A 14,127-nucleotide genomic window follows, 5' to 3' on the forward strand; every position below is an offset into this window, starting at 1 on the left:
CCTCAAGTCTTACATACTCAGTGTTTTTTCTAGTTTAACCTTAATTTTTGATGTATTTCTCCCAATCTTTACCCCGATTAGCCAGGAGCATCTTAGGCAGTTGTTTTTGGGTGTTCAGGATTTGTTCTTCAAAATCCTCCTGAGCGAGAGGCTTACTGAAATAATAGCCCTGAATGATTTCACAGTTCTGAGCCTGTAAAAATCGCACTTCGCCTTCCGTCTCCACTCCTTCAGCCACTACTTTCAAGTCTAAGGCTTGTGCCATTTTGATAATGGCAGATACGAGGGATTGTTGTTTCGTACTATGTTCAATTTTCTTAATAAAACAACGGTCTATTTTTAAGATATCAAAAGGAAAATCCTTGAGGTATTCTAGGGAGGAGTATCCAGTACCAAAATCATCTAAGGCTAGTTTAACACCAATGGACTTAAGGGAATTTAAGATTTTTAAGGCTTCTTGTTTTTGTTCAACTAAGGCAGTTTCAGTTAACTCTAATTCTAGGGTCGAGGGAATATACCCAATTGAAATCAAAGCATCTAAAAGCCATTGATGCAGGGGAAGTTGAGTGAGTTGACGAGGGGATAAGTTGACGCTCATTTGAAAATCGGGGTTGAATTGTTGCCAGCGTTTGGCTTGTTCGCAGGCTTGCACGAGTACCCATTTACCAATGGTATCAATTAATCCGGTTTGTTCGGCGATGGGGATAAATTTAGCGGGAGATACCCATCCCCGTTCTGGATGTTGCCAGCGAATGAGGGCTTCTGCGCCGATGACTTTGCCGGTTTGTAGGCTGACTTGGGGTTGATAATGAACTTGTAGTTCTTGGCGATCTAGGGCATATCGCAAGCTGGCTTCTAGGTTTAGGCGATCGCCTGAACCGACATAGAATGTGGGAATATAGAATTGATATTTATTACCTCCCCGTTCCCTGGCTTGATTAAGGGCGCGACTGGCATTTTGAATGAGGGGATCGATGTCTTGGCCGTCCCTGGGATAATAGGTAATGCCGATACTGGCGGTAATGGCTAGATTTTCACCGTTAATGTTGAAGGGTTTAGAGAGTTCTGCGATCAGGGTTTCCATCTGTTCCATGACTTCATGGCGGGCGATCTGTTCTCCTAAAATGGCTACAAATACGTCATCACTGAGGCGAGCGAGAAGGGGTGAGTGGGCTTTGAGGATTTCGCCAATGGATTGAGCTACAGCTTGCAGGAGGCGATCGCCGATATCATAGCCCAGAGTGTCATTAATCCGATCAAAACGGTCTAAACCAATACATAATACTGGGATGAGTTGTTCTTGTCCCACCACCAAGGTAGAGCTGTTTTCCACCAAGGTTTGGAAAAGATCCCGTAAACGGGTACGGTTCGGCAGATGGGTGAGCAAATCTTCTGAAGCTTGGCGTTGTAGTTCTTGCAGATAGTGGGCATTGAGGCTCGCTTGTTTATCCAACCGTGCTGCCACTGCTCGCAGAATTTCATTGGGGAGACAGGGTTTCATCAAGTAATCATCCGCCCCTAGCTCCATGCCATAACGAAAATCCAGGCGATCGCTTTTTGCCGTCAAGAAAATAAACGGAATATGGGAGAGCATTGGATTCTCCTGTAGCGTCGTTAATACGGCATAACCCGTTAACTCCGGCATCATCACATCACATAAAATCAAATCCGGTATGGCATTTTGGGCAATCTTCAACCCCTCTCGACCATTTTCTGCACCCAGAGCTTCATATCCCTCTGATTCGAGCAATTCGAGCAAGTTTTCCCGAATGGCTTCATCATCTTCAATGACTAGAATTTTTGTCATAAGTTATTTACAGATAAGTTTAACGGTAAAACCACAGTGAATGTGCTACCCACTCCCACCTCACTTTCTACTGTAATCTCTCCCTGCTGTAAATCGATAGCCCGCTTAACAATTGCTAATCCTAACCCCGTTCCGGGAATATTTTCCACCGCATTACCCCGATAGAAAGACTCAAACAAGTGTTCTTTTTCCGATGAACTAATCCCCATGCCCCGATCTACCACTTTTAAGATTAACTTTTGAGGATCATTATATAGCTCCACAACTACACGGGAACCCGATGGCGAGTATTTGACTGCATTCGAGAGTAAATTATAAGCAATATGATCCATTAATTCTGGGTCTAAATAAACTTGATGAGTTTCTAAAGCATCCGTTTTTAACTCAATTTCTACCTTGGTTTTAGGAGATGCTTTGATTTTCGCGATCGTGTGGGTACATAGATGTTGAATATCCATCCATTCAGGTTGTACTTTTACTTGGTCAGACTCAACTTTACCAATCACTAAAATATCTTCTAGAATCTGAGTCATGCGCTGGACACCTGACTTAATTCGTTCAAAATGCACTTGTTTTTTGTCTTCTGTCCATTTATAACTATATTTTTCTAATAAACCCGTAGAAAAGAGAATGGTTGCTAAGGGAGTACGAAATTCATGGGAAACCATTGTCACAAACCGAGATCTTAATTCCAGTAATTCCCGTTCTCTCAATAGATTTTTGGTCATTTCCGCTTCTACTTGAGCGCGAGATAAGGCGATTTCTAATGTGGTATGTAAGTCCCTTTCTTCAAAGGGTTTAACTACATAGCCAAAAGGATTCGTTTTTGTCGCTCTCTCTAGGGTACTGGGATCGGTATGAGAGGTTAAGTAAACTACGGGTATATTAAACTCGTGCAAAATTTTCTCCCCTGCTTCTATGCCATCCATATCTCCTTTGAGAACAATATCCATTAATACCAAATCTGGCTTAACTTTTTGAACTTTTTCTAAGGCTTTTTCTCCGGAGCTGACTATCCCTAACACTTCATATCCCATCCGCATTAAGCTATTGCGGATATCCATCGCAATGATTCGCTCATCTTCAACTACTAATATTTTGATTGAATTCATCATTTTGATCTGCCTTTTGATTATGAACCCAAGGAAAAGTAACCTGAATTTGGGTTCCTTGATTCCCTATGATATTTAAGTCTCCTTCAAGTTGCTCGACTAGATTTTGGACTAATTGTAATCCCAAAGAATTGATTTGTTCTAGATCAAAATCTTGGGGTAATCCTCGACCGTTGTCTTCAACACCAAATCTGATTTCCCTAGGAGATTCCTGTATAAAATAAACTTCGATAGTTCCAGTAGATCGTCCTAAAAAAGCATACTTAAAACAGTTAGATACTAATTCATTGACTATTAATCCACAAGGAATTGCTGTATCTACATCTAAGGCAATTGATTGTAGGCTAAAGTCTATTTTAATTCGTTCTGATGATATGCCATAGGAACTGACTAGATTGTTGACTACTGTATAAATATAATCTTGAGCATCTACTTCTCCCATCTCTTGGGAACGATAGAGTTTTTCATGAATCAAACTCATGGATCGAACGCGATTTTCACTATCTTTGAAGAGTTCTCGATCTTGGGGATTTTGCACATAACTCGATTGTAATCTTAGGAGACTGGCAATGACTTGTAAGTTGTTTTTGACGCGGTGGTGCAGTTCTTTCAGTAAGGTTTCTTTTTCTTGGACGGATGACTGAAGTTTTTCGTTGAGATGCCGTAATTGAGCCGTTCTTTTTTTTACTCTAGACTCTAAATCTTCATTCAAAGATTCTAGGGATTCGGCGGCTTTTCGCTGGCTGGTGACATCACTAAAACAATGAACTCGACCGCGAATCTGACCACTGAGTTCATAGGGTCTAGAGACCAGTTCAATTACGCGATCGTCAATGAGTTCAATGAGATTTTGGTGAATTTCTGTGGGGTCTTGATAATCTTGATTGATCAAGTTGATAAAGTCTTCTGGATAGCGGACTTGATCGAGTAAGAAGGCATTAACTAACTGGGAGTCTCTAGAGGATAAGATCTCTGGAGGAATGCGCCACATTTGCACATATTGTTGATTAAAATTGAGGATATCTCCTTCTGGATTTAAGACTAAAATGCCATCAGCCGTAGAGTCTAATGTGGCTTGCAGCAGGGAAATCGAGCGCTCTAAAGCGACTTCGGTTTGTTTGCGTTCGGTGATGTCTTCGGAAATGGAGGCTAAACGATAGACGCGATCGCCAGACGGATGACGCACGGGGAAACATCGGGTACGAATCCAACGAGTGACACCACTGGGGTGTAAGATGCGGTATTCCTGTTCCCAGGGGCCGTGACGTTGAGCGGGTAAGGTGACTTGAATGCGATCGCCTTCTTGAGGATGAATCATCCTTAACCAGGATTGGGGGTTTTCATATAAACTATCACAGGATTCGCCCCACACTTTTTCATAGGATGGACTGACATAAATCATTGCTTGGCTCTCGATGTCCATGAGCCAAAAGACTTCATTGAGATTTTCTACCAAATGGCGAAACCGCTCTTCTGAATCTCGCAGCGCTTCAATATTGAGGGTAGTTTCAGTTAAGCTATTACCCAGGCAAACTTGACCAACCACTTCTCCATCATCATTTTTCATCACCATCCCTTTGATGCGGTAGGGAATGGGCCCCGCACGAGTGAGCAGCAGGGTATCAATTTCATGTTGTCCGTCTTGAAAAGCTTTTTGGATATGTTCCCGCATCATCGGTTGCTCTTCAGGAGGAAAGAGATTTAAAACCGATTGATGTATTAAGCGCGTTGGGTTTAAACCGGTAACTTTTTCTAGAGCTGAGTTCCACCGTTTCAGATAATATTCAGTGTCGATGGAATACAGAATATCGGGTAAGCGGTTAAACAGGCCTTGGCGAGCGTTTAAGCGTTGCGATCTCTCATAGGCCGATAAGACTAACCGTAAAAACTCCTCTTGTTCCTCCCGATTGTCCTCCCCTAAGTTAGCACAGGCAAGCTGATGGCCATGCACCACATCTACTACACTGATACCGGAAGCTAAAGCCAATTGTCCTAAAAAGATATTGGCAGATATGGGAAGGGTAGGAACAAGCAAGCCATTTTTCTGACCTGTTGCTAAGGTTTCACAGGACTGGGTATCCTCTGGATGAGTGGCTTTTCCCTGAATATAGGCATTCAATTCTATGGCATAACGCTGATGAAACTCAGCTAATGTCTCATCTTTTGAGACCATTATCCCTCCAGACTACTGATATTGTAATAATTTCTATAGGGGTTTGGACATTTGGATTGCATGATTATTATTCTACCGCAGTTGGATCGATGGGCGATCGCCGATCGCAGCATGAGGGGATGACAGGACATGGACTTGGGACAGAAGAGAGACCCTTCTTAGCCATGAGCCATCACCCCATCAAGATTAATGGTTCAGAGTTAATTTACCCAGACGATTTTGTACCTCTAAATAAATCAACAACGCATTCATATCGGCAGGATTAACCCCACCAATTCGAGAAGCTTGACCCACCGTCAATGGACGCACCTGGTCTAACTTTTCCCGCGCTTCCATCGACAGAGTTTCAATTTGGAAATAATCCAAACTCTCCGGCAACTTCTGATTGGCATGACGGTTAATTTGGTCGATCTGATTTTGTTGGCGTTGGATATAACCCGAATATTTAATTTCAATCTCTGCCCCTTGTTTTTCCTCCAAGGCTAACTCTGGATTGCCCAATTCATAGCGCTCTAAATCAGCATAATGAAAGCGGGGACGGCGCAATAAATCCGCCAGGGTAATCGACCCCTTGATTTTTTGCCCGGTATCGGCGACAATCTGCTTGCCTACGGGATCGAGTTCTTTGACACGAGTTTCATACAGCCGTTCTTTTTCGGCGATAATCTTCTCTTGTTTCTGGGTGAAAAGGCTCCAGCGTCGGTCATCAATTAGGCCAATTTCTCGGCCCAAAGGTGTTAACCGTTGATCGGCATTATCAGAGCGCAACAGCAGACGATATTCTGAACGGGAAGTGAGCATCCGATAGGGTTCGCGCAGTTCTTTGGTACACAAATCATCAATTAATGTCCCCAGATAACTTTGTTCGCGGGCAAAAATAATCGGCTCTTGTCCGCGTACTAAGCGCACGGCATTAATTCCGGCTACTAATCCTTGAGCGGCTGCTTCTTCATAACCGGTTGTGCCATTAATTTGTCCCGCGCAAAACAAGCCTTCTACCTTCTTCGTCATCAATGTGGGATAACATTGGGTGGCGGGTAAATAGTCATATTCCACCGCATAGGCTGGACGCAACATCACACAGTTTTCTAAGCCGGGTAAAGAGCGTAACATCCTCAATTGCAACGTTTCCGGTAAACCCGTAGAAAATCCTTGGATATATAACTCCGGAATGGTGCGGCCTTCGGGTTCAATAAAGATCTGATGGGAGTCCTTGTCGGCAAAGCGAACAATTTTATCCTCAATACTGGGACAATAGCGCGGCCCTTTGGCATCTACCCATCCGCCATAGACGGGGGAAAGGTGCAAGTTATCACGAATGAGTTGATGGGTTTCGGCGGTAGTGCGGGTAATATGACAGTCCATCTGTTCCCGTGTAATCCACAGTTCCGGGTCAAAACTAAACCAACCGGCTTCATCTTCTCCGGGTTGCCGCTCCATTTTGCCATAGTCCACGGAGCGCTTATCCACCCGCGCAGGGGTTCCGGTTTTCAGCCGTCCGGTTTCAAACCCTAAGCGGTTCAGGGTTTCCGTGAGTCCCACGGCGGGAAATTCTCCAGCTCGTCCGGCATCCATGGATTTTTTACCGACCCAAATTTTACCACCGAGGAAGGTTCCGGTGGTGAGAATGACGGCGCGACATCTGAAGGCGACTCCAAAGTAGGTTTCTACACCAATAATTTCATCGTTGTTTCCCAGTACCAAGTCGGTAACCATGCCTTCGCGCAAGACCAGGTTTTCTTGGGTTTCGACGATGGTTTTCATGACCGCAGCGTATTCGCGCTTATCGGTTTGAGCGCGTAGGGCCCAGACTGCGGGGCCCCGTGAGGCATTGAGGATGCGTTTCTGGAGATACGTGCGATCGCTCATTTTACCAATTTCTCCCCCCAACGCATCCACCTCATGGGTCAATTGGGACTTAGCCGGGCCTCCCACAGCCGGGTTACAGGGTTGCCAGGCAATTTTATCCAAATTCAGCGTCAGCAGCAGGGTGCGACATCCAAGGCGGGCCGAGGCGAGGGCTGCTTCGCACCCGGAATGGCCTGCACCGACAACAACGATATCAAATTCATCTTGGAAGTCTACGGAAGTCATGGCGTTGCGGTTGAACGGAAAACATAGACTTTTATTGTAGCAATCTGACAACCTGAAGAAACTTGATTTTCGTTAAGATATCAACTTGCTCGGATCGATCGCCTCAATTTGAGAACACCAAGCAAAATCCTTGGTATTAAAAGTATAAATTGTGCTAATTTTATGGGCTAACATAATGGCAATATGAAGTAAATCAAAGACTCCTCCATTGGTGACAGGACGTTCTTCCAATAAAGTGATCCAACTCTCAAAGAGATCCACCGGAGTTGACAGCAAGCAGATATGGGGCATCTGACAAATCCGTTTAATGCGGATAATTGCTTCTGTTGGCTGTAAAGGGGTGGCTAAAATAGCCGGATTAGTAATATAGGAGTAAAATTCTGCTAAAACCTGAGATGAAACACACAAAATTTCCCGGTCGGTAGGTCTAAATATTTCTAAGGCGGCTTGATGTTGAGGAGCTTTGAGATTAGCAACATAAGCGAGTATATTCGTGTCCAGATAAATTCGTTTAGCTTCTGTTGCCATAAAGCATCGTCCGATTAAAGGGCTGGAGAATTTCGCTGGCAAAAAACAAGGAATTTAGGTCTGATTCTGAGGAATTTTCTGGGGTTAATTGCTTCTGCTGTTGATTTCGCGTTTTAAAGGTTTCTATCATCAGAGAAATTTGCTCGATTTGTCCTGGGGTGAGTCCAGTGATATCAATAGTTTGAGTCATTTTTGAGTTGGGTTCTAGGGGTTGTTGACATTTTAGCTAATTTTGGCGCTCAGGGTCAGAAAGTGGGTTTCTTGGGTGCTTAAATCTCCTCTAATACTAAGTCTACAAGAGTCATGGCACTGCGGTTGAACGGAAAACATAGACTTTTATTGTAGCAATCTGACAACCTGAAGAAACTTGATTTTGGGTTGGGAAGTGCGAAGACCAAATATACGAGCCAAATAATAGTGATCTGTGTGTTCGGAACAGTCCCACTCAGCGCGACTGACGTAAAATGGGATGCGATCGCACTGAGATTCATCTGTAACTGTTGTTTTTGCGTCAATATACAAAAATTCTGCACCCTGTTCATCCAGAATTACAAAATCATAGGGTTGGCGTTGTTCTCGCTCTTGGTTAAGCCAATGAACACGATCTTCACCAAATTTTTCCACCAACCGATGATATAAAAATTCTTCCCCTTCCCGACCAATTTCAGCAAGATTTTGTTTATAGTAACTGATACTGACTGGGGATAAATCTTGAATCTGAATAAAACTGAATGGGTCTGAAAATTGCACCTTTTTCGGTGGAGCAAAGAGATGAACGACAGCCTCATAAATTCCCAATTCATGCAAGGCAAACACTAAGCTAGAATCATTGCCGATTTCTGCCGCATCTTGTAAAAGATTAACTACCGATAATTTTTCCTTACTTTCAATTAACTCAGTCACTTCCTCTAACGTAACCTCTTGCACTAAACGATTAAAGCTCTCAAACTCCCGATCGGTCATTTCCTGTCTCACCGCTTGAAAGTCTTTAAATTGCTGCGTATTTTGGGCAAAATAGTCTAGATCTTGCTCAGAAACCTCTGGATTTTCTGCCAAGCGACTTAAAGCCGAAAGTTTATCCTGGTGATTGAGAATCTTAAAAATACCGGTACTGACTTCTGGATCGTTCACAGTTTTCAGTAATAGATTGGCTCTGTTTTTATAAAAATAGCGAAATATATCTTCAATATACGGATCTGAGTAATGATTAGACCATTCAAGTAATTTCGTGATTATTCGAGTAAACTTAGGATCTCCAACTTTATCTTCTCTCTCCCAATTTTCTAGCGCTTCGTCAATCTCTCTAGCAATATCTTTAATCGTTTTGATCTCTTCTTGCTTATGAAAGAGATTTTCAGCATTAACGAATCGTTTATCCAACAGAAAATCATTCCAATAGTCAGACGTGAGCATTTCTAGGGCTTCTTTTAACTCTTCTGGGATATTCTCATCTTTCTTGAGATCTTCTTTCTGCATCAATTTACCGCATTGATTAGGCAAAAGGCAATGCTCTTCAAAGATGGATTGATCTTGTTGATAAAGAAAACAGCAAAATTGATCTAGCCATGCAATCACCCGATCTTGCTCCCAGTCAAAATATTGCACTAAACTATCAAGCGTTTCTTGGTTTTTAATATCAGCAGCAATAGAGCTAAAAATCCATTCATGAACGAGACTCCAGGAAAAAGACCCCATATTCTCTAAGTGTTTTTTATCGGGAATTTCTCCAGGATAAAAATCATGGGAAAATTCCCAAATCTGATGTTTGATAGAGGTTTGAGGCTCGGAGGTAGGGAAATAGCTAATTAAATGATAGATGGGGCGACTCAAGTTCCAATACTCTGAAGCATCTTCTTCCTTTTTCGCAACTTTAATACAAGCATTAATTTCATCAGAAATATTTTTAACTGCCTTCTGATCAATGTGATTTTCAAACCCTGTAATTCTCCGATCTAAGAGAATTTCTCGACAGGGTAAACTCAGCATTTCCATCACATCTTTCAGTTCTTCTGGAATGCGATCGTCAAGGTAGCACCCTTCATTGTTGATTAATATCCCCTTTTGATTCGGGAGAAGACAGTATTTTCTCAGGAATTTATCATGATGATCTCGAACAAAGTGAAGTACAGAATTCAGCCATTGCAGTGTTTGTTCAATACTCTGATCCAGATGTTCTGCGAGTGCTTCAACGGTTTTGAGCCGATGAATATCTTCTAACAAGTTCTCAAACGTATATTTGATATCCTCTGGGAATTTTTGACCCAAGACTGATTTAAGAATGTCGTGCCAATCTAAAATCTGATCGGCTTGGGGTAAATATTCAGGATAAAACTCAGAGGCTAACTGAGCAAACTGTTGGACTTTGGATCGGTTTTTGTAACTGGGAATTAGGGCTTCTTTAAGGGGAATTCTTCCTCCGGCAACGGTATCGACTAAGGTTGTATTACTCAGTTGAACGACTAAGTTATCTAGAATTTGCCTGTTGTACCATGGTTGGTCAATATTTTCTGGCAGTTTAGCACCCTCTTTTAGTTTTGCTAATAGGTGAACTTGATGCCAATTGGAGGAGACTAAATGGAGTAATTCAGCATAAAGAGCGTTTGCTTCTTCTAAAATTTCTTTATTCTGAGGGGTTTTGATGGGATTATCAGGATTGAGTAAGATGCTATCTCTGGGTTCGGTGGGATTGAATAAGGGACTATTGATGACGACAGGATAGGGAAAAGTTTCTGAACCAATGAGGGGAAATTCACAGAAGAGGGTTGGGATTTCGTCGGCAATTTCTTGGATGGAATAGAGATGATTTTCTCGTGGTTCAACTGCAATTGCAAGGGTAAGGGTTTCCTGAGAATTGGATAAGCAAGCAATGGTTTGTTGGTGTTGTTCTGAATCCCCCTTTTGTTGCACAATGGTGACGATTGATAGGTTATGGATTTGATGACGCTCTAGGGTGGTGTAGCTGTAGGTGATATCTTGCGTTCGATCGCATAGGGTGACGGAAGTAATGGTAGGGATAAAAGCCAGTGCATAGGCGATCGCATGATGCAAGTCCTGAATCCCAACTTGAGCTACCTTAAAGCCAGCTTCATCTAATACATAGCGAAAGCAGGTATCACAGGTTTGATTGGGTTGATAGTTCTCGATGGGAGGATAGGAGCGATCGCTATCGATATCTTCAAAGAGCGCAAACGCATCATCTACGTTTTGGATCATTTCGTCTAAGTCGGTTGCACTGCGATCGAGAAGAATCTTAAATGGCTTGTAAATCAAGGTTTGATCGTCCTGATTTTGCAACACTCCACTGACTTCAACCTTACGCGAGAGTAAGTGAGTCGTCATGAAGCCTGTGCCAAATTTTCCTGTAGTTTTAGGCGTTTGATGTTCTTCCCGTTTGCGCTCTTTACTAGAAACCTGTTCAATTAAGTAAGTAATATTTTCAATAGAAAAGGGATTACCATTGTGTCGAAACTCTACATACTCCGGAGTCAAGATGATTTCCACCTTAACTTGCTCATTGGCTACATCTTTAGCATTTTGGAGCAGTTCCCAAATCCACCGTCGCTTAGAAGATGCTCGGTTAAAAAGCTGATCGATCCCATCGAGGAGTTTAGTCGCGATCACTTTCTGGTAGGCTTTTTTCCTCGCCTCTTCTGCCTGCTGTCGGATACCCATGTTTTCCCTGATATGTGAGTATCGCTTATTGTATCATACTCTAGCTTGACTGCGATCGCCCCCTACTCCCGAAAAACCTTGGATCTAAACCTTATGTTGGCTGACTCTCTAAAATTTCTCGGATTCTCTCCCGAAACGATCTCACCGCCAAACGCTGACCAACTTCTTTACTTTGCTCAATGAAACCGGGTATTTCATCCAAAGGTAAAAAGGGGAAAGCTAGACTTTTATCTGACCGTTTATATTCCCCATCGATCAGTTGATAAACTTGTAGGGTTTCCTTCGTATATCTCCACAGTTCCGGCACTCCCAACGCTGCATAAATCGTAAATTTCTTCAGGGATGAGCGAGTGTAATCTGACTCAATTGCCAAATCTGGAGGTGGATCGTTAGGCAGTTCAATATTTTTACTTCTGACTAAAGCTTCATTCTGAATATAAAAGCACGTATCAGGTTCAATAGCACGACTTAAATCTTCCCGTTCTAAGAGCAATGAACCAACATCCATCACCTCAATTTCTAATTCATCCGCGATCGCATGAATAAAACGGGCTATTAGTCGATTAGGGACTTCATGCTGTTGTAATGGCATCCTCAGTTCTAATACTCCTTCCTGATAAGCAATTCTCCACCCCCGATCCTCGCCCACATCTGCCATCAGTGCCTGATAGGTTGACCAGCTTACATTGCGTAAAATGATGCGATTTTCTGAGGAAACTTGCTCTTGTATGGGAGCCAAAGTTTTACTTGCCATTCTCAGTCTCCTTGGACTCATAAGCTTACACTGAAAGATTTTTTTCATCCTGTCAATGGGTCAGCCGACAGCATAATCAGTCATTTCTCGCATAATTGGAGGGAAAAAACCAAAAACGATATCCTGTTTAGGTACACCCAAGTCAACTAAATCGGCTGCCATATCATGCTCGGTTGAGTTAGCAAAAATCCAGATTTTTTCATTGCGAATATCCATATGCATCACACAATGATGTACCCAGCGCTTATTGAGCCAACCGAGATAAACAATTTGATAATGATTTCGCTGGGTGTCAAAAATAGTCAGCACTTCAATTTCACCATAAGCTGGCTTGACTTTTGCGTAATCGATTAGCAATTGCTGAACGATTTGTTGATAGTGGGTTAATTTATCGCTCAGTTCTTCCATAGGGCAATTTGCTCCAATTCAATATTGTAAACAAGAAGCTTAACGGATTTTGCGTAAATCACTAAACTAATAATATTATAAGGTATTCTAAATGACGATCGCCAGAACCAATCTGGTTAACACTAATCACTGAAGCGATCTTTTACATTCGAGGACATTCATGACTGAGCCATCTCAATCCGCTAAACTCAATCCTAGCTCTAGTTTTAGCGTCAAAATTCGGGTTAAACTCCATAATCGTGCGGGCGCTCTCGCAACGGTTACTGGTGCGATCGCATCGGTTGGCGGTAGTTTAGGAGAAATTAACCTTTTGCAGCGTACCCTAGATTTTACCCTGCGGGAAATCACCGTAGACGCTGCCTCAACCGAACAAGCCGAGGAGATTGTCCAAGGGATTAAAGCCTTGCCAGACATTGACGTATTGGAAGTCTCCGACCAAACCTTTGACCTGCATAAGGGCGGTAAGATTACCATTAATAGCAAAATTGCCATTAAAGGTCAATCTGACTTGGCGATGGCTTACACTCCTGGGGTGGGTCGGATTTGTAAGGCGATCGCCGAAAATCCCCAAAAAGCCTTTGATTTAACCATCAAAAGCAACACTATTGCCATTGTCACCGATGGTAGCGCAGTTTTGGGATTGGGCAATCTCGGCCCCTTGGGCGCTCTGCCAGTTATGGAAGGGAAAGCCATGCTATTTAAGGATTTTGGCGGTCTCGATGCCTTTCCCGTCTGTCTAGATACCCAGGATACCGAAGAAATTATTGCCACCGTTAAACGCATGGCTCCCGTATTTGGGGGCGTGAATTTGGAAGATATTAGCGCTCCCCGATGCTTTGAAATTGAGCGCCGTCTTAAGGAAGAGCTAGATATTCCCATTTTCCATGATGACCAACATGGAACGGCGATCGTAACTCAAGCTGCCCTCTATAATGCCCTGAAATGGGTTAAAAAGAGCCTAGACAAGGTACGAATTGTGATTAATGGGGCCGGGGCCGCTGGGGTGGCGATCGCCCATTTGTTGCAAGAAGCAGGCGCAAAACATATCGTCATGTGTGACTCCAAAGGCATTCTTTCTAAACAACGCTCTGACCTGAATGCCGCTAAACAAGAATTTGCAGTAGATGAATCTGGCTCTTTAGCTGATGCCATGAAAAACACCGATGTGTTTGTTGGCGTGAGCGTGCCAGGGGTGTTAACTCCAGAAATGGTCAGTACCATGGCCAAAGATCCGATCGTCTTTGCCATGGCTAACCCCATTCCCGAAATTCAACCAGAGCTAGTCACCGATCTCGTCGCAGTTATGGCCACTGGACGCAGTGATTATCCCAATCAGATCAATAATGTCTTAGCCTTCCCTGGGATATTCCGAGGTGCTTTAGATTGCCGCTCCCGCACGATTACACGCAAAATGTGTATTGAAGCAGCAGCAGCGATCGCCTCTTTAGTCAGTCCCATGGACTTAGGCCCCCATAATATCATTCCCTCCGTGTTCGATCCTCGTGTTGCTCCTGCCGTATCTGCGGCAGTGCAACAAGCTGCCCGGGCCGAAGGGGTTGCCCAATGTTAAAAGAGTAGG

At 43.2% G+C, this 14,127-nt stretch carries 10 protein-coding genes; 1 reads left to right on the forward strand and 9 read right to left on the reverse strand.

The features are described 5' to 3' along the window. Positions 1 to 40: 40 nt before the first annotated feature. The 9 genes from PMG71_RS06010 to PMG71_RS06050 all read right to left on the reverse strand — a co-directional run bounded on the left by PMG71_RS06010 (position 41) and on the right by PMG71_RS06050 (position 12,548). On the reverse strand, positions 41 to 1,807 hold the full coding sequence (locus PMG71_RS06010) for an EAL domain-containing response regulator (RefSeq protein ID WP_283752748.1): 1,767 nt from the start codon (positions 1,805 to 1,807) through the stop codon (positions 41 to 43). Continuing rightward, entirely contained in the window at positions 1,804 to 2,922 is a 1,119-nt protein-coding gene (locus PMG71_RS06015) for a hybrid sensor histidine kinase/response regulator (RefSeq protein ID WP_283752749.1), read from the reverse strand. The genes PMG71_RS06010 and PMG71_RS06015 overlap by 4 nt, the downstream gene beginning before the upstream one ends. Further along, entirely contained in the window at positions 2,891 to 5,092 is a 2,202-nt protein-coding gene (locus PMG71_RS06020; protein ID WP_283752750.1) for a histidine kinase dimerization/phosphoacceptor domain -containing protein, read from the reverse strand. The genes PMG71_RS06015 and PMG71_RS06020 overlap by 32 nt, the downstream gene beginning before the upstream one ends. Before the next feature lie 186 nt (positions 5,093 to 5,278). Continuing rightward, positions 5,279 to 7,186: a tRNA uridine-5-carboxymethylaminomethyl(34) synthesis enzyme MnmG gene (mnmG, locus tag PMG71_RS06025; RefSeq protein WP_283752751.1), complete on the reverse strand. Its 1,908-nt coding sequence runs from the start codon at positions 7,184 to 7,186 to the stop codon at positions 5,279 to 5,281. Positions 7,187 to 7,258: 72 nt separating this feature from the next. Next, a complete protein-coding gene (locus PMG71_RS06030) occupies positions 7,259 to 7,714 on the reverse strand; it encodes a type II toxin-antitoxin system VapC family toxin (protein WP_283752752.1) in 456 nt (151 codons plus the stop codon). Next, positions 7,698 to 7,904 (reverse strand): hypothetical protein, encoded by a 207-nt coding sequence (locus PMG71_RS06035; protein ID WP_283752753.1) that lies wholly within the window; start codon positions 7,902 to 7,904, stop codon positions 7,698 to 7,700. The genes PMG71_RS06030 and PMG71_RS06035 overlap by 17 nt, the downstream gene beginning before the upstream one ends. A 146-nt stretch (positions 7,905 to 8,050) precedes the next feature. Further along, positions 8,051 to 11,386, reverse strand: a complete 3,336-nt coding sequence (locus PMG71_RS06040) for a protein NO VEIN domain-containing protein (RefSeq protein ID WP_283752754.1) — start codon at positions 11,384 to 11,386, stop codon at positions 8,051 to 8,053. Between the two features lie 91 nt (positions 11,387 to 11,477). Then, positions 11,478 to 12,140, reverse strand: coding sequence for a Uma2 family endonuclease (locus PMG71_RS06045; protein ID WP_283752755.1), 663 nt, complete (start codon positions 12,138 to 12,140; stop codon positions 11,478 to 11,480). Between the two features lie 60 nt (positions 12,141 to 12,200). Continuing rightward, on the reverse strand, positions 12,201 to 12,548 hold the full coding sequence (locus PMG71_RS06050) for a XisI protein (RefSeq protein WP_283752756.1): 348 nt from the start codon (positions 12,546 to 12,548) through the stop codon (positions 12,201 to 12,203). Between the two features lie 160 nt (positions 12,549 to 12,708). Here PMG71_RS06050 and PMG71_RS06055 point away from each other — a divergent pair, with 160 nt between their 5' ends. Further along, positions 12,709 to 14,118 (forward strand): NAD-dependent malic enzyme, encoded by a 1,410-nt coding sequence (locus PMG71_RS06055; RefSeq protein WP_283752757.1) that lies wholly within the window; start codon positions 12,709 to 12,711, stop codon positions 14,116 to 14,118. Positions 14,119 to 14,127 lie beyond the last annotated feature (9 nt).

It is taken from the genome of Roseofilum acuticapitatum BLCC-M154, from assembly GCF_030068475.1.
Lineage (GTDB): Bacteria > Cyanobacteriota > Cyanobacteriia > Cyanobacteriales > Desertifilaceae > Roseofilum > Roseofilum acuticapitatum.

Coding starts and splice junctions, on each gene's coding strand:
- mnmG (WP_283752751.1), bottom strand. CDS start 7,186: ATGACTTCCGTAGACTTCCAAGATGAATTTGATATCGTTGTTGTCGGT.
- PMG71_RS06020 (WP_283752750.1), bottom strand. CDS start 5,092: ATGGTCTCAAAAGATGAGACATTAGCTGAGTTTCATCAGCGTTATGCC.
- PMG71_RS06035 (WP_283752753.1), bottom strand. CDS start 7,904: ATGACTCAAACTATTGATATCACTGGACTCACCCCAGGACAAATCGAG.
- PMG71_RS06030 (WP_283752752.1), bottom strand. CDS start 7,714: ATGGCAACAGAAGCTAAACGAATTTATCTGGACACGAATATACTCGCT.
- PMG71_RS06050 (WP_283752756.1), bottom strand. CDS start 12,548: ATGGAAGAACTGAGCGATAAATTAACCCACTATCAACAAATCGTTCAG.
- PMG71_RS06010 (WP_283752748.1), bottom strand. CDS start 1,807: ATGACAAAAATTCTAGTCATTGAAGATGATGAAGCCATTCGGGAAAAC.
- PMG71_RS06045 (WP_283752755.1), bottom strand. CDS start 12,140: ATGGCAAGTAAAACTTTGGCTCCCATACAAGAGCAAGTTTCCTCAGAA.
- PMG71_RS06040 (WP_283752754.1), bottom strand. CDS start 11,386: ATGGGTATCCGACAGCAGGCAGAAGAGGCGAGGAAAAAAGCCTACCAG.
- PMG71_RS06055 (WP_283752757.1), top strand. CDS start 12,709: ATGACTGAGCCATCTCAATCCGCTAAACTCAATCCTAGCTCTAGTTTT.
- PMG71_RS06015 (WP_283752749.1), bottom strand. CDS start 2,922: ATGATGAATTCAATCAAAATATTAGTAGTTGAAGATGAGCGAATCATT.